This is a genomic window from Streptomyces sp. NPDC051133 (assembly GCF_040682635.1).
GTDB lineage: Bacteria > Actinomycetota > Actinomycetes > Streptomycetales > Streptomycetaceae > Streptomyces.
On the sequence record NZ_JBFBBK010000001.1, the window covers coordinates 173,387 to 199,824 of the forward strand.

At 72.3% G+C, this 26,438-nt stretch carries 22 protein-coding genes; 6 read left to right on the forward strand and 16 right to left on the reverse strand.

The features are described 5' to 3' along the window. Window positions 1–144 precede the first annotated feature (144 nt). The 4 genes from pqqB to pqqE are packed head-to-tail and all read left to right on the forward strand — an operon-like array spanning window position 145 to window position 3,211. On the forward strand, window positions 145–1,056 hold the full coding sequence (gene pqqB, locus AB0N17_RS00850) for a pyrroloquinoline quinone biosynthesis protein PqqB (protein ID WP_366008889.1): 912 nt from the start codon (window positions 145–147) through the stop codon (window positions 1,054–1,056). Window positions 1,057–1,060: 4 nt separating this feature from the next. Further along, window positions 1,061–1,759, forward strand: a complete 699-nt coding sequence (gene pqqC, locus AB0N17_RS00855; protein ID WP_366008890.1) for a pyrroloquinoline-quinone synthase PqqC — start codon at window positions 1,061–1,063, stop codon at window positions 1,757–1,759. 5 nt (window positions 1,760–1,764) lie between these two features. After that, a complete protein-coding gene (gene pqqD / locus AB0N17_RS00860) occupies window positions 1,765–2,094 on the forward strand; it encodes a pyrroloquinoline quinone biosynthesis peptide chaperone PqqD (protein ID WP_366008891.1) in 330 nt (109 codons plus the stop codon). After that, complete coding sequence (gene pqqE / locus AB0N17_RS00865) at window positions 2,087–3,211, forward strand: pyrroloquinoline quinone biosynthesis protein PqqE (RefSeq protein ID WP_366008892.1); 1,125 nt, start codon at window positions 2,087–2,089, stop codon at window positions 3,209–3,211. Before pqqD ends, pqqE begins: the two co-directional genes overlap by 8 nt. 8 nt (window positions 3,212–3,219) lie before the next feature. Here the strand turns inward: pqqE and AB0N17_RS00870 are convergent, their stop codons facing one another. The 8 genes from AB0N17_RS00870 to AB0N17_RS00905 all read right to left on the reverse strand — a co-directional run bounded on the left by AB0N17_RS00870 (window position 3,220) and on the right by AB0N17_RS00905 (window position 15,742). Beyond that, window positions 3,220–3,759 carry a manganese efflux pump gene (locus AB0N17_RS00870; RefSeq protein ID WP_366008893.1) on the reverse strand — a complete coding sequence of 180 codons (540 nt, stop codon included), beginning with the start codon at window positions 3,757–3,759 and terminating at the stop codon, window positions 3,220–3,222. Window positions 3,760–3,838: 79 nt separating this feature from the next. Next, window positions 3,839–4,957 (reverse strand): alpha/beta hydrolase, encoded by a 1,119-nt coding sequence (locus AB0N17_RS00875; RefSeq protein WP_366008894.1) that lies wholly within the window; start codon window positions 4,955–4,957, stop codon window positions 3,839–3,841. A gap of 130 nt (window positions 4,958–5,087) precedes the next feature. Continuing rightward, complete coding sequence (gene katG, locus AB0N17_RS00880) at window positions 5,088–7,280, reverse strand: catalase/peroxidase HPI (RefSeq protein ID WP_366008895.1); 2,193 nt, start codon at window positions 7,278–7,280, stop codon at window positions 5,088–5,090. Window positions 7,281–7,452: 172 nt separating this feature from the next. After that, window positions 7,453–8,655, reverse strand: a complete 1,203-nt coding sequence (locus AB0N17_RS00885) for a PP2C family protein-serine/threonine phosphatase (RefSeq protein ID WP_366008896.1) — start codon at window positions 8,653–8,655, stop codon at window positions 7,453–7,455. A 185-nt stretch (window positions 8,656–8,840) separates the two neighbouring features. Beyond that, window positions 8,841–11,711: an FAD-binding and (Fe-S)-binding domain-containing protein gene (locus AB0N17_RS00890; RefSeq protein ID WP_366008897.1), complete on the reverse strand. Its 2,871-nt coding sequence runs from the start codon at window positions 11,709–11,711 to the stop codon at window positions 8,841–8,843. Between the two features lie 22 nt (window positions 11,712–11,733). Next, complete coding sequence (locus AB0N17_RS00895; RefSeq protein ID WP_366008898.1) at window positions 11,734–12,912, reverse strand: anhydro-N-acetylmuramic acid kinase; 1,179 nt, start codon at window positions 12,910–12,912, stop codon at window positions 11,734–11,736. Window positions 12,913–13,166: 254 nt separating this feature from the next. Beyond that, on the reverse strand, window positions 13,167–14,738 hold the full coding sequence (locus AB0N17_RS00900; RefSeq protein WP_366008899.1) for a sodium:solute symporter: 1,572 nt from the start codon (window positions 14,736–14,738) through the stop codon (window positions 13,167–13,169). A gap of 8 nt (window positions 14,739–14,746) precedes the next feature. Further along, the gene (locus AB0N17_RS00905) at window positions 14,747–15,742 is read right to left on the reverse strand and encodes a BadF/BadG/BcrA/BcrD ATPase family protein (RefSeq protein ID WP_366008900.1); all 996 of its coding nucleotides are present in this window, start codon (window positions 15,740–15,742) and stop codon (window positions 14,747–14,749) included. A gap of 252 nt (window positions 15,743–15,994) precedes the next feature. On the opposite strand from AB0N17_RS00905, the gene AB0N17_RS00910 reads away from it, so the two are divergent. Then, the gene (locus AB0N17_RS00910; protein ID WP_366009144.1) at window positions 15,995–16,903 is read left to right on the forward strand and encodes a MurR/RpiR family transcriptional regulator; all 909 of its coding nucleotides are present in this window, start codon (window positions 15,995–15,997) and stop codon (window positions 16,901–16,903) included. Window positions 16,904–16,969: 66 nt separating this feature from the next. Continuing rightward, window positions 16,970–17,866 (forward strand): N-acetylmuramic acid 6-phosphate etherase, encoded by an 897-nt coding sequence (gene murQ / locus AB0N17_RS00915; RefSeq protein ID WP_366008901.1) that lies wholly within the window; start codon window positions 16,970–16,972, stop codon window positions 17,864–17,866. A gap of 189 nt (window positions 17,867–18,055) precedes the next feature. On the opposite strand, the gene AB0N17_RS00920 is transcribed toward murQ, so the two are convergent. The 8 genes from AB0N17_RS00920 to AB0N17_RS00955 form a co-directional block, all read right to left on the reverse strand. Further along, entirely contained in the window at window positions 18,056–18,964 is a 909-nt protein-coding gene (locus AB0N17_RS00920; protein WP_366008902.1) for an NAD(P)H-binding protein, read from the reverse strand. Between the two features lie 89 nt (window positions 18,965–19,053). Beyond that, window positions 19,054–20,388: a Dyp-type peroxidase gene (locus AB0N17_RS00925; RefSeq protein ID WP_366008903.1), complete on the reverse strand. Its 1,335-nt coding sequence runs from the start codon at window positions 20,386–20,388 to the stop codon at window positions 19,054–19,056. Further along, complete coding sequence (locus tag AB0N17_RS00930; protein WP_366008904.1) at window positions 20,385–21,479, reverse strand: hypothetical protein; 1,095 nt, start codon at window positions 21,477–21,479, stop codon at window positions 20,385–20,387. Before AB0N17_RS00930 ends, AB0N17_RS00925 begins: the two co-directional genes overlap by 4 nt. A gap of 26 nt (window positions 21,480–21,505) precedes the next feature. Continuing rightward, on the reverse strand, window positions 21,506–22,663 hold the full coding sequence (locus AB0N17_RS00935) for a DUF4331 family protein (protein ID WP_366008905.1): 1,158 nt from the start codon (window positions 22,661–22,663) through the stop codon (window positions 21,506–21,508). A 185-nt stretch (window positions 22,664–22,848) separates the two neighbouring features. Then, window positions 22,849–23,373: a hypothetical protein gene (locus AB0N17_RS00940; RefSeq protein ID WP_366008906.1), complete on the reverse strand. Its 525-nt coding sequence runs from the start codon at window positions 23,371–23,373 to the stop codon at window positions 22,849–22,851. A 520-nt stretch (window positions 23,374–23,893) separates the two neighbouring features. After that, window positions 23,894–24,181 (reverse strand): SCO5918 family protein, encoded by a 288-nt coding sequence (locus AB0N17_RS00945; protein WP_366008907.1) that lies wholly within the window; start codon window positions 24,179–24,181, stop codon window positions 23,894–23,896. 78 nt (window positions 24,182–24,259) lie between these two features. Next, the gene (locus AB0N17_RS00950) at window positions 24,260–24,595 is read right to left on the reverse strand and encodes a hypothetical protein (protein ID WP_366009145.1); all 336 of its coding nucleotides are present in this window, start codon (window positions 24,593–24,595) and stop codon (window positions 24,260–24,262) included. A 151-nt stretch (window positions 24,596–24,746) separates the two neighbouring features. Then, on the reverse strand, window positions 24,747–26,210 hold the full coding sequence (locus AB0N17_RS00955; RefSeq protein ID WP_366008908.1) for a DEAD/DEAH box helicase: 1,464 nt from the start codon (window positions 26,208–26,210) through the stop codon (window positions 24,747–24,749). Window positions 26,211–26,438 lie beyond the last annotated feature (228 nt).

Sequence of the window (26,438 nt, forward strand, 5' to 3'; positions counted from 1 at the left end):
TACCCGGGGGGGGGGGGGGGGGCGGCGGGGGGGGGGGGGGGGGGGGCGCGCCCCCGCCCCCCCCCCCCCCCCCGACGGCCGGTCAGGCCACGGACGGCCGGGCCGACGACGGATCGGGGCCCTCCGACGCGTCCGGGCCCCCCGATGAACGACGAACGGAGTGCCGACGTGTTGCTGCGCGTGCTGGGCTCGGCGGCGGGGGGCGGCTCCCCGCAGTGGAACTGCGGCTGCCCGGTGTGCGCCGCGGTCCGCTCCCGGGCCGGCCCCGCGCGCACCCAGTCGTCGGTCGCGGTCAGCGCCGACCGCCGCCGGTGGTTCCTCGTCAACGCCTCGCCCGACGTCCGCACCCAGATCGAGGACTTCCCCGGCCTGCACCCGCGCGACGACCGGACCACGCCGCTGGAGGCGGTGCTGCTCACCGACGCCGAGCTGGACCACACGCTGGGCCTGCTCCTGCTGCGCGAGGCCCGCGCCCTGCGGCTGTACGCCACACCTGCGGTGCGCAAGACGCTGTCCGACGGATCGGGGATCCTGGGCACGCTCGAACGCTACTGCCCGGTCGAATGGCGGGCGGTGATCCCCGGCACCGGCCTCGCCCTGGCGGACGGGCTGACCTGCCGGGCGTTCGACGTACCCACCACCAAGCGCGACCGGTTCGGAGCCGGGGTGGACCACGGCCGCGTCGTGGGCTACCGGCTGACCGACGAGCGCAGCGGGGGAAGCCTGGTGTACCTGCCGGGGGTGCAGTCGCTCACCGCGGCAGTGCGCGGGGAGATCGAGGGCTGCGCGTGCCTGCTGATCGACGGGACCTGCTGGCGCGACGACGAACTCGTACGGCTCGGCCTGGCCGCCAAGACCTCCCGGGAGATGGGCCACCTGCCCGTCGACGGCCCGGACGGCAGCCTGGCGCAGCTCCCGTCGCTGGGCGTGGGGCGGACGATCTTCGTGCACATGAACAACACCAATCCGATCCTCCTTCAGGACACACCCGAGCGGCGTACCGTGGAGGAGAGCGGCATGGAAGTGGCCGTGGACGGCCTCGAGGTCCAGGTGTAGAGCCGTGACGACGACAACCACCACGACCGGCGCCGACGAGTTCGTCGAGACGCTGCGGGCCCACTCGCGGCGCTATCACGACCAGCACCCGTTCCACGTGCGGATGAACGCCGGCCGGCTGAGCCGCCGGCAGATCCGGGGCTGGGTGGCCAACCGCTTCTACTACCAGGAGAACATCCCCCGCAAGGACGCCGCGATCCTCTCCAACTGCCCCGACATCGAGGTCCGTCGCCGCTGGATCCGGCGGATCGCCGAACACGACGGCACCGCCGCCGGCGAGGGCGGCATCGAGGCGTGGCTGCGCCTCGGCGAGGCGGCCGGGCTGACCCGTGAGGAGATCCGGGACCACCGGCACCTGGTCCCCGGGGTGCGGTTCGCCGTCGACGCCTACGTGAACTTCGCCCGGACCCGCCCGTGGGTGGAGGCGGTGGCGTCCTCGCTCACCGAGTTGTTCGCGCCCGACCTGATGGCGGCGCGGCTCGCCGCGTTCGAGCGGTGGTACCCGTGGATCGCCCCCGAGGGCCTCGCCTACTTCCGCGCCCGCCTGGAGCAGGCCCCCCGCGACTGCGAGCACGCCCTCGAGGTGGTCACCGCGCACTGTCTCACCGCCGAGTCCCGGACGCGCGCCGTCGACGCGCTGTCCTTCAAGTGCGACGTCCTGTGGAGCCTCATGGACGCCATCGACCAGGCCTACCCGGAGTGACCACCATGGACCCGACCCACGCGGCGACGACCCGGACCAGCGGCAGCACCCGGCCCGGCGCCGGGGTGGACGGCTCGGACCGGCCCCGGCTGGCGGCCCACGTACGGCTCACCTTCTGCCGCACCCGGCAGCGCAAGGTCCTGCTGCACCCCGAGACGGTGGTGGTCCTGAACGGCAGCGGCGCGGCCATCCTCGAACTGTGCGACGGGCGGCGCACCGTGGCCGAGATCGTGGCCGAACTGGGAGCGCGCTACGAGACCGTCCCCGACGACGAGGTCCGCCGGTTCCTGGCCCGGCTCGTCGCCCGGCGCTGGGTGGTGCTCAGCGATGGATAGCCCCCTCGGGCTGCTCGCCGAGCTCACCTACCGCTGCCCGCTGGCCTGCCCGTACTGCTCCAACCCGCTGAACCTGGCCGGCTACCGGGACGAGCTGAGCACCGACGACTGGCTGCGGGTGTTCACCGAGGCCGAGGAACTGGGAGTCCTGCAGTGCCACCTGTCCGGCGGGGAACCGCTGCTGCGGCGCGACCTGGTGGAACTCGTGGCGCACGCCCACGACCTGGGCCTCTACACCAACCTCATCACCAGCGCCCTCGGGTTCTCGCGGCCGAGGGCCGAACAGCTGCGGGCCGCCGGACTGGACCACGTGCAGATCAGCATCCAGGCCGACGAACCGGCCGTGTCCGACCGGATCGCCGGTATCCCCTCCTTCCGGCGCAAGATCGAGGCGATGGGCCTGGTCAAGGAACTGGGCTGGCCGCTCACCATGAACGTGGTGCTGCACCGGCACAACATCGACCGCGTCGCCGACGTGCTCGCCCTGGCCGAGGAGGTGGGCGCGGACCGGGTGGAGCTGGCCAACACCCAGTACTACGGCTGGGCCTGGCGAAACCGTGCCGCGCTGCTGCCGAGCCGGGCCCAGCTCGAAGCGGCGGAAAGCGTCGTTCGGGCCGCCGGCGAGCGGTTGCGGGACCGCATGGACATCGTCTACGTCCTCCCCGACTACTACAGCCGCTACCCGAAGCCCTGCATGGGCGGCTGGGCGTCCCGGCAGTTGACCGTGACGCCGAACGGCGACGTCCTGCCCTGCCCGGCCGCCCAGCCCCTGCCGCTGCCGCGGGCCAGCGTGCGGGAGGCCCCGCTGGAGCGGATCTGGGCCGAGGCCCCCGTGATGACCGCGTTCCGCGGGACCGGCTGGATGCCGGAGCCCTGCCGGAGCTGCCCCCGGCGGGAGGTGGACTTCGGCGGGTGCCGCTGCCAGGCGTTCCTGCTCACCGGCGACGCCGCCCGCACCGACCCGGTCTGTCACCTGTCGCCCGACCACGACGTGGTCGCCCGGGCGGTCGAAGCGGCCAACTCCGGTTCGCGGGACGACGATCCTTTGCTGGTTCCCCGCCCGCACCGGCCCGGTCCGGCACCTGTCGCCCGGTCACGATCCGGCCGTCCGGGCTGACTCGGGGGTCAGTCGCCGAACCACAACGGCAGCGCCGCGGCCGCGATGATCAGCGTCACCCCGCTCAGCAGGTCCGGGCGGATCCGGATGAGGCGCGCCGCGGCCCGCCCGAGCCGCAGCCCGGCCAGCGACATCACTGCCGTGATGACGCCGAAGACGCCGGCCGAGAACCACGGCGAGAGCCCGAGAACCCCCAGACTCGCCCCGGCGAACAGGTTGTCCAGGCTCAGCGTCAGCGGGATGCCGAACAACGCCCACGGGTAGTCCAGCTCCTCCGGCTCGGGGTTGCGGAGAGAGGAGATGACGAGGTAGAGACCGTACCCGCCGAGCGCGGCCGCACCCACCACATCGGCGACGTCCCCGACGGACTCCCCGATCTGGTGACCGATCAACAGCCCGACCAGCGGCATGACCGTGTCCCACAGCCCGAAGGTCAGCGCGACCTGCACCGCGCGCTTCCAGCCGAAGGGGACCGTGCCGAGCGCGATCGATACCCGGAAATTGTCCAGACTGAGTACAAAACCCAGGCCCAGTATTTCCCAGATCACAATTCTACAGAATATCTCGGACGGTCCGCGCGATAAACCTGGCAAGCGATTTCCAGCGAATTTTCCGCTGACGAAATGCTCACCGATCGAACCTGGGCGCCTCATTCGGACCGTCCGGGGGGAGCAGGCGGTCCACGGCCGCCGCGACCGCCTCGGGGCTGGAGATCAGCGTCAGGTGCCGGGCGCCCGGGATGAGCGTCGCGGGCGGTGCGCCGATGCGCCGGGCGGTCTCCTGCGGAGTCCGCCGGGTGAACACGTCGTCCTGGGCACCGAACACCACCGACTTGGGCAGGCGCACCCCGGCGAGCCGGGCGACCCGGTCCGCGGGCAGCCCCGGCACGCCCGCGGCCAGCATGCTCCAGAGAGCCTTCTCCGCGCCCGGCACCCGGAGCGGGCGCCGCCACTGATCCAGACCGGCGGCGTCCAGCCGCGGACAGGCGGGGCCGCACTGAGCGTCGTACACCCTGCGGATCACCGCGTCGATGCCGAGCCCGAGCCGCAGCAGGCTGGTCCGGTACGGGTCGATCAGCACGTACCGGACGAACGGCGGCGGCCCGGCACCCGTGTCCAGCGCGTCGCCGTCGAGGAGCATCACACCGCCCAGCCGGCCGGGGGCCCGCAACGCCGCCTCGGTGACCACGGCGGCTCCGCTGGAATGCCCCACCAGCAGCGGGCGCTCGCCCGGACCGCCGAGGCGCATGGCGTCCAGGAAGCCCAGCAACTGCCGGGTGAAATGGTCGACGGTGTACGGGCCGTGGCGCTCGCTGTATCCGTCGCCCGTCAGGTCGAGCGCGTACACGCGGTGGCCGCGGGCGAGCAGCGGGGCGAGGCGCGACCAGGTGTCCACGGATTCGAAGGCGCCGTGCACCAGGACGACCGGCGGGCCCGCCGTGCCCCAGGTCTGGTACCGCGTGCGGATGTCGGCGGCCTGCACGTACCTGAGCCCGCGCGGCGGCGCGGCGCGCCCGGCCGTGACGCCGTTGTAGACGAACGAGGCCGTCGTGACGGTCACCAGTACGACGGCACAGCCCAGCGCGGCGCGCCGCAGCCACCGCCGCAGCCGGGAGCGGCCCGGCCGGTGCGCGCGCCCGGCGGGGAGCGGCGGGGGAGCGGACGCCGTACGGGCGCCCCCGTCGACGTCACCGTCTCCTTCTCCGTCCCCGGGTCCGGCGCCGGCTCGGCGCAGATCACCTCTCACAGCCCACAGCATCGCCCACGCACACCCGCGGTCGACCTGCGGGGGGCCACCGGCACCCGGCCCCGCACCGCCGAGGGCCGGGCTCCGCCACGTCCCGGTCGGCCGGTGAGGGCCGACCGGGACGTCGGACTCAGGCGAGGTCGAACCGGTCGAGGTTCATCACCTTGTCCCACGCCGCCACGAAGTCACGTACGAACTTCTCTCCCGCGTCCCGGGCCGCGTAGACCTCCGACACCGCCCGGAGCTGGGAGTGCGCACCGAAGATCAGGTCGACGGGGGTGGCGGTCCACTTGACCTCGCCGGTGGCGCGATCCCGGCCCTCGAACACGTTCTCGTCCGTGGCCGACGCCTTCCACTCCGTGCCCATGTCGAGCAGATGGACGAAGAAGTCGTTGGTCAGGCTTCCCGGCCGGTGGGTGAGGACGCCGTGGGGGGCTCCCTTGAAGCCGGTGTTCATGGCCCGCATGCCGCCGATCAGCACCGTCATCTCGGGAGCGGTCAGCGTCAGCAGGTTGGCGCGGTCCAGCATGAGGGTCTCCGGCGACAGCTTCTCACCCGCCGGAAGGTAGTTGCGGAAGGCGTCCGCCTTGGGCTCCAGCACGGCGAACGACTCCGCGTCGGTCTGCTCCTGCGAGGCGTCCGTACGCCCGGGGGCGAACGGAACCGTGATGTCGTGCCCGGCGTCCCTCGCGGCCCGCTCGACGGCCGCGCACCCGCCGAGGACGATCAGGTCGGCGAGGGAGACCCGCGTGCCGCCGGTCTGGGAGCGGTTGAAGTCCTGCTGGATCCGCTCGAGCGTGCGCAGGACCTCGGTCACCTCGGGGAGGTCGTTGAGCTCCCAGTCCTTCTGCGGCGCGAGCCGGATGCGTGCCCCGTTCGCCCCGCCGCGCTTGTCCGTGCCGCGGAAGCTCGCCGCCGACGCCCAGGCGGTGGTGACCAGCTGGGAGCCGGTAAGGCCCGAGGCGAGGATCTGCTCCTTGAGGGCGGCGATGTCCTCGTCCCCGACCAGGTCGTGATCGACGGCGGGAACGGGGTCCTGCCACAGCTGCGGCTCGGGAATCCACGGGCCGAGGTAACGCGAGACGGGGCCCATGTCGCGGTGCAGCAGCTTGTACCAGGCCTTGGCGAACGCCACCGCCAGTTCGTCCGGGTTCTCGTGGAACCTCTTCGTGATCGGACCGTAGACCGGGTCCACCTTCAGGGCGAGGTCCGTCGTCAGCATCATGGGGGCGTGCCGCTTCGACGGATCATGGGCGTCGCGCACGGTGTCCCTGGCCGCGGGATCCGAGGGAGTCCACTGGTGGGCGCCGGCGGGGCTGCTCGTCAGCTCCCACTCGTACCCGTAGAGATTGTCCAGGTACCCGTTGTCCCACCGGGTCGGCTCTGTGGTCCATGCGCCCTCCAGACCGCTGGTGAGCGCGTGGGGGCCGACGCCGCTGCCGTAGGTGTTCCGCCAGCCGAGGCCCTGCTGCTCGATGGCGGCGGCCTCGGGTTCCGGGCCGATGTAACTGGCGTCGACCGCACCGTGGCACTTGCCGAAGGTGTGACCGCCGACGATGAGTGCGACCGTCTCCTCGTCGTTCATCGCCATGCGTCCGAACGTCTCCCGGACGTCCCGGGCGGCGGCCAACGGGTCAGGGTTTCCGTTGGGCCCCTCCGGATTGACGTAGATCAGTCCCATCTGTACGGCGGCGAAGGGACCGGTGAGTTCCCTGTCGCCGCTGTAGCGCTCGTCTCCGAGCCAGGTGTCCTCGGGTCCCCAGAAGATCTCCTCGGGTTCCCAGATGTCCTGTCGCCCGAAACCGAACCCGAACGTCTTGAACCCCATGGATTCCATGGCGCAATTTCCCGCGAATACCAGGAGATCGGCCCAGGAGATCTTCCGGCCGTACTTCTGTTTGACCGGCCAGAGCAGCCGGCGCGCCTTGTCCAGGCTCGCGTTGTCCGGCCAGCTGTTGAGAGGGGCGAAGCGCTGTGCGCCGCTGCCGCCACCGCCGCGGCCGTCCTCGATGCGGTACGTTCCCGCGGCGTGCCAGCTCATCCGGATGAAGAGCGGCCCGTAGTGACCGTAGTCGGCAGGCCACCACTCCTGGGACGTCGTCATCACCTCGAAGACGTCACGCTTCAGCGCGTCGACGTCGAGGGTCGCGAATTCCCGCGCGTAGTCGTAGTCCTCGTCCATCGGGTTGGATCGGGGAGAATGCTGGTGGAGAACCTGAAGGTCCAGCTGATTCGGCCACCAGTCACGGTTCGTCCTGGGCCGCCGAGTCGGTGTGGGCGTCGGTGAAGGGATTGCCGGATTCTCGCTTTCACTGCCGGACATGCCCGTCCTTCTTCCTGTCTCGGTGTTCCTTTCCCGTATGGTCGCGCACCGCAGGCCACACCTCCATGAAACACGCAGAGCACCCCGTACGACAGACGTGAGAGAAAGGACGTCCTTTCCGCTCCCGTGCCGATTTCCTCGGCCGGGCGAAGGAGGCCGGTGGCTGCAGGACTCAGGAAGGGCCCCTGGGAACCGGCTCCGCGTCGGAGCCGGGTCGACGGCGGCCTTCGAGGGGGCGAGCCGGGGTGTGCGGCCGGTGGAGGTGGTGGGCGCCGTAGCGTTCGAGGGCCAGGAGAGCGGCGTCGTCTCCGGGGTCGTGGCCGACGTGGTCCAGCAGGTCGTGGTGGAGGTGCCGGATCAGGGCCTCGGGCCCGGACCTGGGGGCGGAGGCGGCGCGCTCGGCGAGGGGATAGAAGGCTCCCTTGGGCGAGCGGGCTTCGATGACACCGTCGGTGTAGAGCAGCAGCATGTCGCCGTCCTCGAAGGTGAAAGGGTCGGCGCGGTGGCTGGGGGCGGGCAGTTCGCACATGCCCAGCGGGGGCACGGGGCGGCGTGCGTGCAGGACGGTGACCTGGCCGTCATGCAGCAGCAGGGGCGGGGGGTGGCCCAGGTTGACCATCTCGACCTGTGTGCCGTGGTCGGGCACGTCGAGCAGCAGGGCGGTGATGAAGTGCTCGCCCACATCGTGCTCGGTGTCCGCGACGTCCTCCAGGCCTCTGCAGACGCTCACCTCCAGGCCCGCGGCAAGATCGGGCAGGGTGTCGTAGCGGTGCGCGCCCTCACGGAACGCGCCCAGCACCATGGACGCCTCACCGATGGCGGCCAGTCCCTTGCCCCGGACGTCGCCGATGATCAACCGGGTGCCGCGGTCGGAGCGGGCGAGCGCGAACAGGTCGCCGCCGATGCGGGTCTCGTCCTCGGCCGCCAGGTACAGCCAGGCCACCCGCAGCGGCCCGATCCGGCGCCGTGGTGGCCGCAGCAGTACGAGCTGAGCCGTCTCGGCCACCGACCGTGCCCGCTTCAGTTCCCTGCTGCGCCGCTCGCGCACGTGGCAGACGAAGACGACCAGAGCGGACAACACGGTCAGGGCGGCGATCTGCGAGAGGTGGTTGGGCGTGGTCAGTCCGCCGTGGAACACGGCGATGAGCACCTGCGCGGCCACAGCCAGTGCCCCGACCAGGGCGGTCAGCCGCGGCCCGGCCAGGGACGCGGTGAGGGCCGGCGCGATCACCAGCAAGGGGCCCAGATGGACGTCCGGCGGGGAATGGATGTCCACCAGGGTGATCACGACGATCAGCGCAAGAGGGATCGCCACCAGCCTGCGGCCCAACTGCTGCTCCGGGAGGCGGTCCACCGGCACACGCCCCGCACCCATACATGCAGGTATACACGAGGCATGCCCACGGTGCCGAGCGTTCAGCGGCTGCTGAGAGCTGCGATCCCCGCCAGTGGGCTCGCCCGGCGCTCCCGCTCCCGCTGCCGCTGCCGGGAGCGCGGCTCGGTTGAGCGTGTTCCCTCCCGGTGGCGCGCCGCGGTCGGTCCAGTGGAGCCAGTCGCGGCTCAGGCGGTCGCCTCGTCGAGGAGTTCCAGCACGTGCCGGTAGGGGCGGCCGGTGGCGCGGGTCATGCCCATCTCGCAGGTCCGGTTGCAGGAGGCGTACACGTCGTAGGTGCCCGCGGTGATCTCGGCGGCCTGGGCGGCGGTGGCGCTCGCGGTGATCTCCGGGTGCAGCAGGCCGCGGTCGCCGGCGAACGCGCAGCAGCCCCAGCTGTCGGGCACGGTGACCTCGTCGCTCACCGCCGCGGCCACGGTGCGCAGGGCGCCGTCGAGGCCCAGGTGCACGGTGGAGCAGGTGGGGTGCAGGGCGAGGCTGCCCAGGCGGCGTGGCTCGGGCAGCGCGGGAAGCAGGTGCTCGGCCGTGAAGGCGACGCTGTCGACGAAGCGCAGGGCGGCGAAGCGGGCACGGTCGGACTCCGGCAGGGCGCCGGGCAGTTGCCCCAGACCGTGGGTGCAGGAGGACGCGTCGCAGACCACGGGCAGCCGGCCGTGGTCGCTCGCCTCCCACAGCGCCTGAAGCGTGCGGGCGGCCATGGTGCGGTGCCCGGCGGTGTAGCCCTTGGACTGCCAGGGGGTGCCGCAGCACAGGCCGGACAGCCCCTCCGGCACCACGACGGGTACGCCCGCGCGGTCGCACAGCCTCAGGAAGGCCGCCGCCGCCCCGTCGGAGGCGCCCTCCGCGGCGAAGACGCTGCCGATGCAGGCGGCGAAGAACACCGCCCGTGCCCCGGCGGGCCGCCGCGGGCCGGGCCGGGCCGGGCCGCCGCGCGGGATGTCGTCGGCCCAGGCGGGCACCAGTTCCCCAGCTCCCAGCCGGCGCAGGGCGCCGGTCGCGGCGCGTACGGCCGGGGCGGGCGCGGCGTGCGCCGTGCCGAGCGCGACGCGCACACCCTTGACCGCGGCCTGCCAGTGCCGGGCCGTCGCGCTGCCGGCGCGCTGTGCGGTGGCGCCGTGGCGTTCGGCGCGCAGGCGCTTCATCACCGCGCCTGTGTCGATGGTGACCGGGCACGCGGTCACGCAGAGGCTGTCGGCGGCGCAGCTGTCGACGGCCGCGTAGGCGTAGTCGGCTTCCAGGGCACGGCGGCGTTCGTCGTCGCCGGCGGCGGTGGCGAGCGCGATCTCGCGCTGGAGGGCGATGCGCTGACGCGGTGTGGTGGTGGCGTCCGCCGTGGGGCAGACGGGCTCGCAGTAGCCGCACTCGACGCACGCGTCGACGGCGGGGTCGATCTCGGGCACGCTCTTGAGGCTGCGCAGGTGCGCGGCCGGGTCGTCCTCCAGGAGGACACCCGGGTTGAGCACGCCGTGAGGGTCGCACAGCCGCTTCAACTCCCGCATGACGTCGTACAGTTCGTCGCCGTACTGGCGGCGGACGAAGGGGGCCATCGCCCGGCCGGTGCCGTGTTCGGCCTTCAGCGTGCCGCCGGCGTCCAGGACGAGGCCGACCATGGCGTCGGTGAACCGGGCGTAGCGCTCGATCTCCGGGGCGGAGTCGAAGTCCTGGGTGAGCATGAAGTGCAGGTTGCCGTCGCGGGCGTGGCCGAAGATCACCGCGTCCTGGTAGCCGTGCCGGCCGAAGAGGCCGATCAGGCCCTCGCAGGTGCGGGTGAGCCGCTCCATGGGCACCGCGATGTCCTCGAGGAGCGCGGTGGTGCCGGGCCGGCGTGCTCCCGCGACCGCCGTGTACAGGCCCTTGCGCAGGTGCCAGAGGCGGGCCCGGACGCGCGGGTCGCGGACGAGCGCGGTCCCGGTGACGGCGGGCAGGCGGTCCAGGGCCGGCCGGGCCGCGGCCACCGTCGCCTCCAGCTCCTCGGCGCTGTCCTCGGCGAACTCCACCAGCAGGGCCGCGTGTCGCTCGACACGCAGACCTCGAAGTTCGTCCACGGGGTCCGGGGACCGCTGCGCCACCCGCAGCGAGGCCGCGTCGAGGAGTTCGGCGGTGCGGGCGCCGGCCGCCAGCAGCGCGGGCAGGGCGTCGGTGGCCTCGGCGAGGCCGGGCAGCACCAGCAGACCGGTGGCGGTGTGCGGCAGGACGGGCACGGTGCGGAACACGGCCTCGCCGACGAAGCCGAGGGTGCCCTCACTGCCGATCATGAGGTGGGCGAGGATGTCGGCGGGCTCGGTGTGGTCCAGGAACGAGTTGAGGCCGTAGCCCATGGTGTTCTTCATCGAGAACAGCCGCTCGACGGTGGCCCGGGAGCCGGCCGAGGCGCGGACGCGATCGCGCAACGCGAGGAGCCCCGCGTGCAGTTCGGGCTCACGGGCACGCAGCGCCTCGTCCGCGTCGGGTGCCGCGGTGTCGACCACGGTGCCCGACGGCAGCACGAACTGCAGGGACTCCATGGTCCGGTAGGCGTTGTCCCGCGTGCCGCAGTTCATGCCGCTGGAGTTGTTGGCGACCAGACCGCCGATGGTGCACGCGGACTCGCTGGCCGGGTCGGGGCCGAGCCTGCGCCCGTACCGGGCAAGCCGCGCGTTGGCCTGACGTACCGTCAGTCCGGGCTGGAGGCGGATGCGCAGTCCGTCGTCGAGGACCTCGGCGGCGCGCCAGTGGCTGCGGACGTCCACGAGGATGCCGTCGCCGCCCGCCTGCCCGGACAGGCTGGTGCCGCCCGACCGCAGCGTGAGCGGCACCCCGGCCGCACGGGCCCCGGCCATCAGCGCGCCCACCTCGGCGGCGGACGCGGCGCGCACGACGGCCCGCGGCGTGAAGAGGTACGGCGACGCGTCGTGCGCGGCGGCGACCCTGCGGGGCACGTCGGTGGTCACCCGGGCCGGGTCGCCGACGCACGAGGACAGCAGCTCGCCCAGGTCGGCGGCCCGCTCGGCGGTGGCCGGTGCCGGTGCGGCGGGAGGGGTGGCGGCGGTGGGGGTCATGGATCCTCGCTGCTGGACTGGTTCAGTGGGGGTGGCGGTCGACGCGCAGCAGGCGGGGCGCCTGCGCGGCGGGTTCGGGCAGGCGCAGCGGCGCCGAACCGGGGGTGATGCTGCCGAGCAGCGTGGCCCGTCGGGCGCCGGTGCCCGACGGCAGGGTGCCGGGCAGCCCGTGCACCGTGAGGAAGCCGAGGACGGCGAAGGCCAGGGCCTCCTTGGCGTCGGAGGGCAGGCCCAGGTCGTCACTGGGGCGCAGCCGCACGCCGGGCAGTTCCTCCGCGATCATGCGCATGAGCACCGGGTTGCGGGTGCCGCCACCGGAGACGACCAGTTCGGTGACCCCGTGCCCGCGGCAGGCGTCCGCGACGGTGACGGCGGTGAGCCGGGTGAGCGTGGCCACGACGTCGTCGGGGTCCGGGGTGGGTTCGGCCTCCAGCGCCCGTTGCAGGTAGGGCAGGTGGAAGTGCTCCTTGCCGGTGGTCTTCGGCGCGGGCCTGCGGTAGTAGGGGTCGTCCAGGAGGGCGCGCAGCAGGCGGGGGCTGGTCCGGCCGGCGGCGGCCCTGCGTCCGTCCTCGTCGTAGCCGGCGGTGCCGCCGGTGAAGTGCCGTACGGCCGCGTCCAGCAGGGCGTTGGCGGGGCCCGTGTCGAAGGCCAGCGGTTCGGCGCCGGGGGCGAGGACGGTGACGTTGGCGATGCCGCCGAGGTTCAGCGCGGCGGGCGTGCCGGGCAGGGCGCGCAGCAGCAGGGTGTCGGTCATGCCGACCAGCGGGGCGCCCTGCCCGCCCGCCGCCACGTCCCGGCTGCGCAGGTCGGACACGACCGGGAGCCCGGTGGCCTCGGCGATCCAGGCCGGCTGGCCGAGCTGGAGCGTGCCGCGGACGGTGCCGTCCTCGACCCAGTGGTGCATGGTCTGCCCGTGCGAGACCACGAGGTCGGCGGCGCCGTCGCACACCTCGCGCAGCGCGCGTCCGGCGGCGTCGGCGAAGGCCCGGCCGACGCCGGTGTCCAGGGCGCAGACGGCCTGTGTGGTGGTGGCGGCCGGCGGCAGGGTGGCGCCGATCAGGTCCCTCAGATCGTCCGGATAGGGGACGGACAGGTGTCCGAGGGGCCGCAGGAGCAGGGTGTCGCCGTCCAGGGCGAGGTCCGCGGCGGCCGCCTCGATGGCGTCGTAGGAGGTGCCCGACATCAGGCCGATCACGCGCACGGAGCCCCCCGGTGCCTCTTGCGCCGGGCGGGCGGGGCCGGTCGATGCTGCGGCATGGCTTCTCCCTGGGAGTGTCGGGGCGGGCGGGGCGGGGGCCGGGGGGGGGGGGGGGCGCCGGGGGCGCCCCCCCCCCAGGGGGGGGGGGCGGGGGGCGGGGGGGCGCCCGCGGGGGGGGGGGGGGGGGGGGGCGGCGCCCCCCCCCCCGGGTGCGGCGCCGCCGAGGCGACTCCGCACCCGAATGGGGCTGTGCGCCGTCAGTCGAGGCCCGCGGCCGTGGCGACGGGCTCGGAGCCGGAGCCCTTCTCGTCGTCGGCGACGGGGATCACGGCGGTCTCGGGGGCGCGGTGGAACAGGCTCATCAGGCCGCCGACGGCCAGGGTGATCACGACACCGATCGGGACGAGCCACTGCGCGGCGATGGCGGTCGGCACGGTGGCACCGGCCACGGTGACGTCGATCTTGACGGAGCGCACGATGTACGTCATCACGCCGACCGTCACCAGGAACGCCACGACGGAGTCGATCTCGCCTGCGCGCCGCACGATGCGCCCGAGCAGGAACGCGCCGAGCAGGGCGCCGTAGGTGTAGCCCGCGATCGTCAGACCCGTCAGATACACGTTGCCGGTGCTCGTGCTGAAGGCGCAGGCGAAGACCGCCATCAGCACCGCCCACACCAGCGTCATCACCCGGGCGAGCTTCAGCAGCGACTCCTCGGACGGCGTGCTGCGGAAGAAGCTGTGGATGATGTCGGAGACCGCCGAGTTCGACATGGAGTTCAGCGCCGAGGACAGGGAGCCCATCGCGGCGCCCAGGATGCCCGCGACGAGCAGACCGGAGATCACCACCGGCAGTCCGTGCAGGATGAAGTCCGGGTAGAGGTTGTCGGAGCTGCTCAGGCCCAGTGCCTTGAAGTCCTTGCCCTGGTTGTACGACCACAGCAGGGCGCCGACGAGGGAGAACGCGGCGAACTGGAGGATGACGAAGACGCCGGAGGCGATGATGGCCTTCTGGCCGTCGCGCAGCGAGCGGGTGGCCAGGACCCGCTGGACGATCAGCTGGTCGGAGCCGTGGCTGGCCATGGCGAAGATGGCGCCGCCGACGATCGCGGTGGGCAGGGCGAACGGGCTGGTCAGTACGTGCGCCAGGGAGAAGTCGGTGTCGAACAGCTTGAAGTGACCGCTGTGCAGCGCCTGCGAGAAGCCGGAGCCGCCGACGTGGCCGGACAGCACGGCGATGGCGAGGATCGCGCCGCCCAGGTACAGGCCCATCTGGATGGCGTCGGTCCAGATGACGGCCTTGATGCCGCCGAGGTAGGTGTAGACGACGGTGATCAGGGTGAGCACGATGATGATGGCGCGGTAGCTCGCGTGCACACCGAACTCGTCGAGCAGCAGTTTGATCGGGATGGCGGAGGCGAACAGCCGGACGCCCTCCGCGAGGAGCCGGGTGAAGACGAACGTCACCGAGGCGAGCCCCTGCAGCTTCCGCCCGAATCGGCTGCCCAGGTACTGGTAGGCGCTGACGAAGCCACCGCGCTTGTACAGGGGGATCAGCACGGTGGCCACGACGACGCGGCCGATGACGTAGCCGAGGGCCAGTTCGACGTTCCCGAAGCCCTGCCCGCTGTACGCGCCGCCGGGCACGCTGATGACGGTGAGCACGCTGGTCTCGGTGGCCACCACGGAGAACGAGACCGTCCACCACGGCATGCTGCCTTCGCCGACGAAGTAGTCCTTCGAGGTGCTCTGCCGGCCGGCCAGACGTAGTCCGATCACGGCGATCGCCACCAGATAGGCGACGATCACCACGAGGTCGAGTTGACGCACGGTCACTCCTAGGCAAGGGCCGGCGGGGGAACCGGCGAGGTGGGGACAGGGGAGAAGGGTGCCGCCCGTCGCACGCGGACGACGTGGGGCTCGTGCGGCGCGCGGGCCTGAAGCGCCAGCAGGCGCGCACCGTCCAGCGGTTGACCGAGCGGGGAGCGCAGACGGAGCGGACGCGGGGAGCGGGCCAGTGCCGAGCGCAACGGCCCGAGGAGCGGCTCGCCCAGGCCCGTGAGCCCGCCCGTGACGGTGACGGACGGGGCGTCGCCGCCGATCCGCCGGGCGGCGGCGAGCACGGCCTCGCCGAGAGCGGCTGCGGCGTCCCGGACGATCGCCGACGCGGCGGTGTCGCCCGCGGCGGCCAGGCGCGCGACGTCCGGCGCGAAGGACGCGGCGGCGCGGGCCGGGTTGCCGCCCTGGCCGACGGCCACAGGCAGCTGGTCCGGGTCGCCGAAGCGTTCGACGGCGGCGGCCAGGAGCGCGGTGTCCGGCCCGCGACCGTCGTGGGCCCGCAGTGCGGCCCGCAGCCCGGCCGCGCCGATCCAGGCGCCACTGCCCTCGTCGCCGAGCCAGGGCCCCCACCCGTCGACGCGGGCGTACGACCCGTCGTCCCCGATGCCGATCGCGACGGACCCGGTGCCGATCGCGAGCACCACGCCGGTGCGGCCGCCGAGGGCGCCCGCGTGGGCGGTGACGGCGTCGCTGGTGACGGCCACCTCGTCCGCGGGCAGGTCCGCGAGGAGCAGGCCGGCCAGCGCGCGGGCCGCCTCGGGTGCGGCCGCCGCTCCCGCGGCGCCGACACAGACCGCGGCAGGCCGTGGCTCCCGTTCGAGGAGGGGGCATACGGCGGCGAGGACGGCGGCGCGGGCGGCCGCCACTCCGTTCTCCGCGGCGAGCCCGGGGGCGCCGGGCACTTCGTGAACCTGCGGGGGAGGGCCGTCACCGCCGTTCCACAACGCGGCACGGCAGCCGGTCTTGCCCAGGTCCACCGCGACTACTGCTGTCATACGGCACGCCTTCGTGTCATCGGGGATGTGTCGCGCGGGCCCGCCACGGGGACGGCCCGAAGCCGGAGACCGGCACGGAGCACGATTCAGCGAGTATCAGAACGACGGACTCCGGATGTCAATAAGTAACGTTGCATGATTCGGGCCGTAACTTTTTGACGCACGGCCGAGGGCGTGGTTACGGTGGCACCACCCACTCAGGAGGAACGGCCCATGGCCCGCACCGAAACACCTCGCATACCGGACCGCCCCATGGAGGACACCTCCGCCACCGGGACCCTGGCGCGCATCCGGACGGCCCTGCCGTCCCTGGCGCCGTCGGAGCGGCGGGTGGCCGAGGCCGTCCTGGCCGACCCGGCGCAGGCGGCGGAACTGTCCATCGGCGCACTCGCCAAGCGGGCCGAGACCTCGGGGGCGACGGTGATGCGCTTCTGTCGGGCCATCGAGATCACCAACTACCCGCAACTGCGCCTCGCGTTGGCCGCCGCGGCCGCCCGCGAGCACGCTCTCAGCGGCGATCGCCCGGCACCGGGCACCGACATCAGTGCCACCGACACCCTGGGCGAGATCATCAGCAAGATCATCTACAACGAGGTGCGCGCCCTGGAGGACACCGGGGCGGGGGTGGACGTCGAGGTGCTGGACCGGGCCGTGGAGGCCGTGTCCGGAGCGTGCAGGATCGACATCTTCGGCGTCGGCGCCAGCGCGTTCGTCGGCCAGGACCTGCACCAGAAGCTCCACCGCATCGGCCGCATGGCGTTCATCTGGACCGACCGGCACGCCGCGCTCACCGCCGCCGCCCTCCTCGGCCCCGGCGACGTGGCCCTCGCGATCTCCCACTCCGGAGAGACCGAGGACACCGTCGAGCCCCTGCAGGCCGCCGCCGAACGCGGCGCCACCACGATCGCCCTCACCAACGTCCCGCGCTCCGCCCTCGCGCAGAGCGCGGACCTCGTGCTGACGACCAGCGCACGGGAGACGCCGTTCCGCTCCGGCGCGACGGTCAGCCGTATCGCCCAACTCGCGCTCATCGACTGCCTGTTCGTCGGCGTCGCGCAGCGGTCCTACGAGGTCACGACCGCGGCGCTGGAGAAGACCTACGGCGCGGTCCAGCGCCGCAGGCGCCAGCCGTCGCAGCGCCGCACACCGACCGGCGACTGACCGCCGGCCCCGCGCTCACCCTCCGGCACCACCCTTGAGCACCACCCCCGAAAGGACGGCCTCGCCGTGGACCTCAGCACACTCGGCACCGAGACCCGCAACGAGCGGACCGCTGATCTGGACCGCATGCCGGTCACCGAGCTGCTCTCGGTCATGAACGACGAGGACCGCACCGCCGTCGACGCGGTACGTGACGCCCTCCCTCGGATCGGGGCCGCCGTCGAGGCGATCACCGGGTCCCTGCGGCGGGGCGGGCGGCTGATCTACCTCGGCGCCGGCACCAGCGGCCGCATCGGCCTGCTCGACGCCGTCGAGTGCCCGCCGACCTTCGGCACCTCCCCCGAACAGGTCGTGGGGTTGCTCTCCGGCGGCCCGGGCGCCTTCGTCGTCGCGGTGGAGGGGGCGGAGGACGAGCCGATGAGGGCGGTCGCCGACCTCGACGAGATCGGGGTGAACGACCGGGACACGGTCGTCGGGCTCGCCGCCAGCGGCCGCACCCCCTACGTCGTCGGCGGTCTGCGGCACGCTGCGGGCAAGGGTGCCGTCACGGTGTCGGTCGCCTGCAACCGCGACGCGGTCGTCAGCCGGTACGCCGACATCCCGATCGAGGTCCCCACCGGCCCCGAGGTCCTCACGGGGTCGACCCGGCTCAAGGCCGGCACCGCCGAGAAGATGGTCTGCAACATGCTCTCCACCGCCTCGATGGTGCGTCTGGGCAAGGCGTACGGAAACCTCATGGTCGACGTCAAGGCCAGCAACGAGAAACTGGTCGACCGGGCCCGCCGCATCGTCGTCCAGGCGACCGGCGCCGACCCCGACACCGCCGCCGACGCGCTGCGGGCCGCCGACGGCCACGCCAAGACCGCCATCGTCATGCTCCTCGCCCACTGCACGGCCGAGGAGGCGGCCCTGCGCCTCGAGAAGGCCCACGGCGACACACGGACCGCCGTCGGCCGCCCCTGAGAGGCTTGTCGCCGCGCAGCCGGCGCGAAGCCCGCCTCTCGGTGGCCCGGACACCCGGCACCGGTGCGGGCCGGCCGCCCCGGCGCCGGAGACTTCGGTTCGAGAGCGGCGACCCGGTCGAGGGCCTTGAGCGCAACGGATCGGTACGACCGCTGCGCTCACGCGGAGTGTGCGAGCGCGGCAGTGGTGCTACGCGGCAGGTGTGTTCCGCAGGAGATGGTCGAAGCCCAGGGGTGGGCGTCCGAGGAGTTCGGGGATGTCGTTCGTGGTCCGGTCGTAGCGGTTGTCGCGGTGCAGCCGTGCCATGGTGGCGATGTGCTCGAAGGTGTGGGGCGGCAGGTTCTGCCTCTTCAGGTCGTCCTCCAGCCACTCCTGGTACGGCACGTCGACGTAGGTCACGGGACGGCCGAGGGCTGCCGAGAATTCGGCGGCGACGGCTGCCATGTCGCGCGAGCGCGCCCCGGTCAGTTCGTAGACCCGGCGGGGCGGCGAGGACGGGGCGAGCAGGAGATGGGCGATCACCTCTGCCACGTCGGCCGCGGCGACCGGGGAGGTCCGGGCGGAGCCGAACGGGAGGCGGATGGTGCCGTCCCGCCGGGCCGAGGCGGCGGCGACCAGGGCGAAGAGCGGATTCTCCATGAACACCGTGGGCCGCACGTGCACGACCGGTACCTCCGACCAGTCGAGGACGTGCTCGGACAGCCAGTGCAGCCGCTGCTGGCGGGATTCGGCAGCGCTGGTGAGGCTCATCTGAGACACCGTCATCTGCGAGATGCTCACCAGCAGATCGAGGTCGCCACTGTCCCGGGCGGCCGCCGCGACCGTCGTGGCGGCCTCCAGGTACGCCGGTGACACACCCATCCCGAAGTAGGCCCGGCGGCAGCCCGCGAGTGCCTCCACCACGTCGGCGCCACGCGTGAGATCGCCGACCACCACCTCCACCCCGCCCAGGGCCCGCAGCGCCGTGGCCCGCTCGTCGTCGTGATGCGCCAGAGCCCGCACCGGCACACCCCGCGCCCGTACATGGTCCAAGACCATGCGTCCGACTCCGCCGACGGTGCCACCCACGCCGGTGACAAGGATGGGCCGTACGTCCATGTCGATCACCTCCTGTCTCTCGGACCGGGTCAGCGAGCCGACCGCCCTCCTGGATCTCAAGCCAGAAGCCCGCCGGTGCATGGATCGGGTCAGGTGCCCGGATCGGCCAGCCAGCGGAGTGCGCTGAGGCTGGGGAGGAAGAAGTATTCGCCGCCCCGCGTCGTGACGAAGCGCTCGACACCGTGCAGGCGGCGCCGTACGGGGTGCTGCGGGATCGTGAAGACGCCCGAGCCGTCGTTGTCGCCGGTGAGCAGATCCTTCTCCACGTCGAGACCGGTGAAGTTGCCGTCGTTGAACCATTGCGACTTCACGAACTCGAACTGGCGGTCGAGGTGCGCGTTGACGGCGATGAACACGATGCCGCGGTCGGCACCGTCGTCGTCCACGGTGCCGGCGGGCAGCGGCGGCCCGTAACTGGTGCTCCGCCGGATCAGCCGGTGGAGGTCGACGTCCCCGATGATCTCCGAATCGCGCGGATTGGCACGCCTGGCGTGGGCACCGTGCGGGCAGACCGCCCCACGCGGATCGGACGCGTAGTCGAAGTCGTTGTTGCGCTGCTCGTCCGCGCCCAGGTCCGGATCGTCCGACTCGGGCGCGAGGATCAAGGGGGCTCCGCTCGGCCAGCGCCCTACGATCTTCGCGGCGAGCAGCGACTCCTCTTCCGGGCTCTCGGCGTTGTCGCGGAGGTACCGGCGGAAGGCGGCGACGCGCGTGTGCAGCTTCCGCCACACGACGAACGTACCGTTGCGTCCCAGCACATCCGGCTCCGGCATCGGCGGCAGGTTCCCCGTCTCGTCGGGATAGCCCAGCACGAACTCACCCGCCTTGAGGGTGGGACCGCCACCCGGCGGGTTGTCCGCGCCGCTGCCTTCCACCGCGGGATTGCTGATGCCGTCCTTGTAGCCGAAGCTGGTACGCCCCGAGGACAGCTGGTACAGCTCCTGCCGGTACACCACCTGCACGCCCGGGAGCTGCACGCGCGCCTGCCGGGCCCGTTCGAGGACGACCGCCAGCGACTCCTGGTCGGCGGCGACGAGGGACAGCATGATGTGCACCTGACCGGTGCCGAAGGGCGGTTCCCAGTGCGCGGGCGCGCTCTCGCCGGTGTCGCCCAGGAACTCGGCCCGTGCCGCCATGCCCTGCCGGAACTCCTCCGGGAAGCTGTTCAGGGAGGTGGGCGGCACCTGGAGCGCTTCGAGCCCCCGGTGGGTCACCGCGACGTTGAGGAGCGCCGGCAGGGGCGGCTGCCACCAGTTGGCGGCGGAGTCGACCAGTCCGGCCAGGCGGCCCATCAGCTCACGGCCGGCGCGGGGGTCGTCCACCCGCAGCAGGATGTAGGTGCCGACGTACGGGGACGGCCGGGTGCGCAGCACGATGCCTTGGATGTCGTCGAGTTGCAGAGGTGGGCCGTCAACCGTCGTCATGTCATCCCCTCGGCGAAGCGTCGGCCGATTTGTACCAATCGCTGGTTCTCTTGCTGCTCTCCGACACGGCGTCTCGCCCGTTCGACGAGGGCGCGGGCACGCGGAGTGGGCCGAAGCGCGAGGTTCCACAGCGCCAGCCGAAGGGCCCGCCGAGGGTCGCCGCCCACCGTGAGCCAGAACTCCGCCGCGTGATCGGCATACGCTTCGGGGTGGCGCGCCAGCAAGCTCTCGTAGTGAGCGGCGGCCCGGGCACGCCAGAACCGCGCCTCGCCCCACTCCCCTCTCTCGCCCAGGACGCCGGCGAGCTGAGCCTCGTAGTACGGATCGTCACTGTCGAGCGCGATCCGGCGCAGCTCCCCGACCGCCACGGCGGCGTCGCCCTGGCCGGCGTCGATTCCGGCCAGACGGGCCTGCGCCGGCACGTAGGACGGCAGCCGGCGGGTCGCCGACTCCAGCCAGGGGCGCGCATGTGCCGGACTGTCCCTGTACAGCCACGCCTGCCCACACTGGAATTCGAGCACCGCGAGCGGCAAGGGACTCACTCCGCGGTAACCATGCCTCGCCGCCATGAACCAGCTTTCGGCATCGGCCGCCTCCCCGCGCTCGGCGTGACAGCGGGCGAGGGCGCCCAGGGTGCTGAAGTCGTGCCGCCGCGACAGCGCGTGCCGGTGCAGGGCGAGCGCCGCGTCGTACCGTCCGGCCGACTGGTGAACGGCAGCCCGCTCCTCGTCCAGGCTTCGCCGATCGAGTCCCAGCGCCGCCGCCGCGTCGAGATCGGCCAGCGCGGCCGGGAAGCGGTGAAAGCAGGCGGCCAGCCTGGCGCGGGCCACACGGGACCGAGGATCGCGCGGCATCCGGTCGACGAAGGCATCGGCCAGCGACGCGGCGTGCTCGGCCTCGTCGATACGGCCCCGCACATGCCCGCGCAGAGCGGTCAGCTCCACCAACTCGCCCCATCCGGCGCCGGTCAGGCTCTCCCGCGACGCCTGATCTGTCAGGCCCTCGATACGCGCGTCGAGATTGCGCATCGCGATCACGCCGGTCGTCGTCACCGGCCCCGCGGAAAGGCCGGGCTTGATCCCGGTGCTCACACGGTCGGCCGCCGTGGAGCCGCCTGTCATCGGCCTGCGGAGGCCGTCGGCACGGACACCGGTGCGGGCGGGTGGAGGTTGGGCGGTGCCAGGTACGGGAACTCACGGGCGGCCGGAGCGGTCGCCCGGTCGACACCGTCGCTGACCCGCGGGCCGCGGAAAGCGTTGACGATCAGTGTGTACAGCGTGTCGATGACGTCGTCGTCGAGCGAGCGGCCGCCACAGGACGCGTACGGCCGCCCCTCCAGCACAGCGCGCTCGATCTCGAAGTAACTGTCCTCGGCATAGGGCCTCGCCACGTCCACGACCAGGAAGTCGGCGAGCAGCAGGTCGGTCAGCGGGTGCGTCCCGTCCGGGCCCGTCTGCCAGTCGGTCTTGTCGTCGAGACCGTCGAAGAACGCCAGGTTGGCGTTCAGCCGCGAGCGGTAGGCGGCCAGGTGGCGCGGCCCCGGCCCGAAGGGATCCTCTTCGTTGTAGAGATCGCGCAGATCCACGACCGTGTTCGCGGTGTCGACCCCGTTCTCCGACAGGAGAACGTTCTTCACCTCCGGGCGGCCGAGCCGCTCGAGGCGCAGCGGATAGGGACCGGCCGTGACGGTCTCCGCGGCGACGGCGAACACCGTCCCCGAGGCCGGCCCGAGCTGGGAGGCGACGTCGAACTCGACGACGATGCTCAGCACATCGAGATCTTGAGCTGTGTTGGTTCCCTTCGGGAGGAAGGCGAGCCGCCGCTCCGCGCGCGTCGCCACCTCCTTGCCGACGTCCATGAAGAAGGGGTCCAGCCGCAGCCCGGCGTAGACGCGTACGCCCTGGCCCTCGCCACCCCGTTCGTCGTCCACCTGGAACGCCACCGATTCGCCCTCCGGGACCACGCACGTTCCCCACTGCGGCAGCTCTCCCTCGGTATCCGACTCGACCGGGCCTGAGAACGTGCAGGTGAACGCGTACTCATCGGCGCCGAGTTCGAATGGCGAACCGGGACGATCCACCGTGACGGCCACCGGGCGGAGAAGGAACCGGTAGCTCGCGGCGTCGGAGAACAGAGCCCCTGGGCGGGCATTGGGGAAGACGTCCATGACGAGGACGAGCCGGCCGGTCCGCGACGGGCTGGGAAAGGCGTAGAGATCGGCGAGGTCGATGGCTGGATCGGCCTCGGCTCGCATGCCGGAGAAGTGGTCGGACATGACGGTGCGACCTTCGCTGAAGAGGCCCGGCCCGGCACCCGGGCGCCGTTGCCGGGCCGCCTGATGGGTACTCCAGGCGTCAGGGGCACAGCCGCGGCACCTGGGAGGGGACACGACTGCCGGGGACGCGTCGCCTTCCGACGGACGGGCCGCGGGGGCGGCGACGACCGAGGGGAGCCATGCCGCTAGCCGGCCGCCGCGTCCAGCAGCGAGTTGAACGCCTCCGAGACCTTCTGGGCCTTGGCGGTGTCCTTGACGGTCATGCTCGGATTGGAGGCGTACCACATGTCGGCCTCCACGATCTTCGGCGTCAACCAGTCGACGATGCCGGGATTGCTCGCCCCGGGGTAGCCCTTGAGCACACCCTCGAACATCTCGTCGAACCACGGCGCCGCGTTGGCGAAGATGTCTGCTATGTACGGCTTGAAGTCACCGTCATAGGTGACCGCGCCTATGGCCTGGGTGTCGTTGTTGATGAACGTGACGCGGAAGTCGTGGACAGTGCCGACGAGCTTCTCGTAGTGAAAGGCATCGTCCTGGATCTGGTCGGCGTGCCGGCGGAACCGCTCCGCCCCGCCTGGCTCGACGTCCCAGAGGACGGTGATCTCCGCTATCTCCCCGACCCGCTTCCCGACACCGTCGGGCTGCCTGGACACGGTCGGCGCGGCATCCATCGGAGTCGCCGACGTCTCGGAACTCTGCGTCGCCATGACTCCCTCTCCCTTTGATCCTTTACCGGCGGGCTGTGGGTTCCTCCTGATCCGAGGTTGTTCGATTTCTTCTCAAAGCCAGCTTTGTCGCCCTGCAGAGCGACGGCAAGACGATCAGCGAGGACCGACGGGCGAATCAAGCCCAAGGACTGACGGCTGGGCGTTTCCGTAGTCCAGAGTGATCGGCGCGGGGCATTGAACCGGGGTGAGCCCCTGCGCACCCTCATCGGATGATCACCGGCACCGGAGTTCCGAGAGGTTCCTCTGCCACGCTCTGTGCGGGAGGGGATGGATGGGGTACGGCTCGGGGCGGCCGCACCGGTTGTCGCCGGGCAGTCCCGCGACGACAACCGGGCCGGCGGGCCGTACCGGGGCCTCGTTGGGCCGTGCGGCTCATTGCCGAACCGTCGTGGCCTGCGGGACGCGGTTGGCGCCTCCGGCCCGCCACCAGCCGGGTGCCACATCCTTCGGTGTTCCAACCCGCGAACGACGATTCACCTGCCGTCGATCTCGGAATCGTTCACCAGCCGAGCGCGTCGTCGTCCGCCCGCGCCTCCCAGCTCGGCGCGAGCGGGCGCCCGTCGTGGCAGGTGAAGCCGAGTCGGGTCAGCGCCCGGCGCATCTCGGCCACCGTGAAGTCACGGCGGTTCTGCCTGGTGATCACTTCCCCGACCTGCATCACGGGGTAGACACGGCGGTCGATGGTGACAGACACGCCGCTGACGGGTTCGGGCGGGACGCCGGTCATGGACCGTTCGATCTCGATCTTGGTCAGGTCGAAGGGGTACCGGGCGATGACACAGCGCATGGCTGCCTCCACGAAGTGGGGAGAGTGCCGGGGGACGGTGACCGGGTGACGGCTGGTCGGGCGGAGTCGGTACGACGGTCAGGGCGTGAGAGCGAGCACGCCCAGGGCGTAGCCGTGTTCGTCGATCACGGGGGACACGTCCAGTGTCCGGATCCGCATGGCGGCCTCCGCCTCACCGAGTATCGATGTGGACGAGGTGAACGGCCCGCGGTCGAGTGGGATGTCCCGCAGCCGTGTCCCGTCGCTGTACCACGAGCCGCCGCGGTGTGCGGCGAGCTGGGCCCGGGTGACCAGTCCCGCGCATCGACCGTCCTCGTCCCGGAGGAGCAGGTGCGGGACACGCGCACCGATGAGTACGGACAGGGCCACGTCGACCGCCATGTGGTCGTCGACCTGCGGCCCGGGAGCATCCATGGCGTCGCGGGCGGTCGGACCGGCGCCGTCGGCGCTGTCGAGCAACTCCGTTCGGGGCGGAAACGTCGTCAAGGGCTTCACCTCTTCGTCGGGGCGGGCAGCACGGGCGACGGCCCGTCCCGACCGCAGGGAGCGCTTCCTCAGGCTTGAGCTAGGGGTTGTTCCTCGGTGCAGGCCGACGGCCCCGGGCGGCGGCCCGGCTCCTGTGATGCCGGCCGACGGATCCCTTGCCCTCGGATCGTCGTCCTTCGACCGGTGCGGCGAGGACGACGGGAACGCCGGAGGGGATCCGGGCGCCGGTGATGCGCCGAAGCTCCGCCTCGCCCGGGCGGATCCGGGCGGTGCGCGGAGCGATGCCGGCGTCGGCCATCAGACGGTCCACTGCGCGCCGCTGGTGCGGCAGCACGAGGGTGACGACGGTGCCGGACTCGCCGGCGCGTGCGGTACGGCCGCCGCGGTGGAGGTAGTCCTTGTGGTCGCCGGGAGGGTCGACGTTCACGACGAGGTCGAGGCCCGTGACGTGGATTCCGCGGGCGGCGACGTTGGTCGCCACCAGGACCGTGACATGGCCGTCCTTGAACTGGGCGAGCGTCCGGTTGCGCTGCGACTGGGACTTGCCGCCGTGCAGGGCCGAGGCTCGTACCCCGACGGACAGCAGGTGCTCGGTGAGCCGGTCCACCGCGTGCTTGGTGTCCAGGAACATGAGCACGCGTCCGTCGCGGGCGGCGATCTCGGTCGCGGCGTCGTCCTTGTCGGCGTCGCGTACGTGCAGCAGGTGGTGCTCCATGGTGGTGACGGCTCCCCCGGACGGGTCGACCGAGTGCACCACGGGGTCGTGCAGGTAGCGGCGTACCAGGAGGTCGATGTTACGGTCCAGCGTGGCCGAGAACAGCAACCGCTGGCCGCTCGCGGGAACTTGGTCGAGCAGCGCGGTCACCTGCGGCATGAAACCCATGTCGGCCATCTGGTCGGCCTCGTCCAGCACGGTGACGGCGACCCGGTCCAGCCGGCAGGCCCCCCGCTCGATGAGGTCCTTGAGGCGGCCGGGCGTCGCCACGACGACCTCGGCGCCGGCGCGCAGCGCACCCGCCTGGCGGCCTATCGACATGCCGCCCACCACGGTGGCGAGCCGCAGCCCCAGGGCGCGGGCGTAGGGGGTGAGCGCGTCGGTGACCTGCTGGGCCAGTTCCCGGGTGGGGACGAGTACGAGGGCCAGCGGCTGCCGGGGCTCGGCCCGCTGCCCGTCCAGACGGGCCAGTACCGGCAGGCCGAAGGCGAGCGTCTTGCCCGAGCCCGTCCGACCCCGGCCCAGGACGTCCCGGCCGGCCAGTGCGTTCGGCAGTGTGGCCGCCTGGATCGGGAAGGGCACGGACACGCCCTCGGTGCGGAGTGCGCTCAACAGCCTTGCGGGCATGTCCAGTTCGGCGAACGTCTCGACCGCCGGCAGCGGCTCGGTGAGGGTGACCGGCAGGGCGAACTCCTGTCGGCGCGGGGCGGAGCGTGCGCCCTGGCCGGTCTTTCGTCCGGTACCCGGACGGGGACCTGGGCGGCCCGTCCCCTGCGTACGAAAGCGGCTTCCGGAAGCGATGGGGGTGTGGCGGGGGGTGCGGTTCATGACAGAACCTTCCTCGATGCGGCGTATCGAGGAATTCCGTCCAGCGGGGATGGCCGCACGAGGATTCGCAAGAATGAGCCGAACAAAAAAGAAGAGCCGGGACTGCCTCGTGGTATTGGAGCGGGGGCAGCCGGCGGTCCGGGAAATCCGGAAAACGGGAAAATGACCGGGGCCCGCACCCCAAGAGCACGGGCCCCAGCCACATGATGCGCGAGCCGGTGGCTCGCG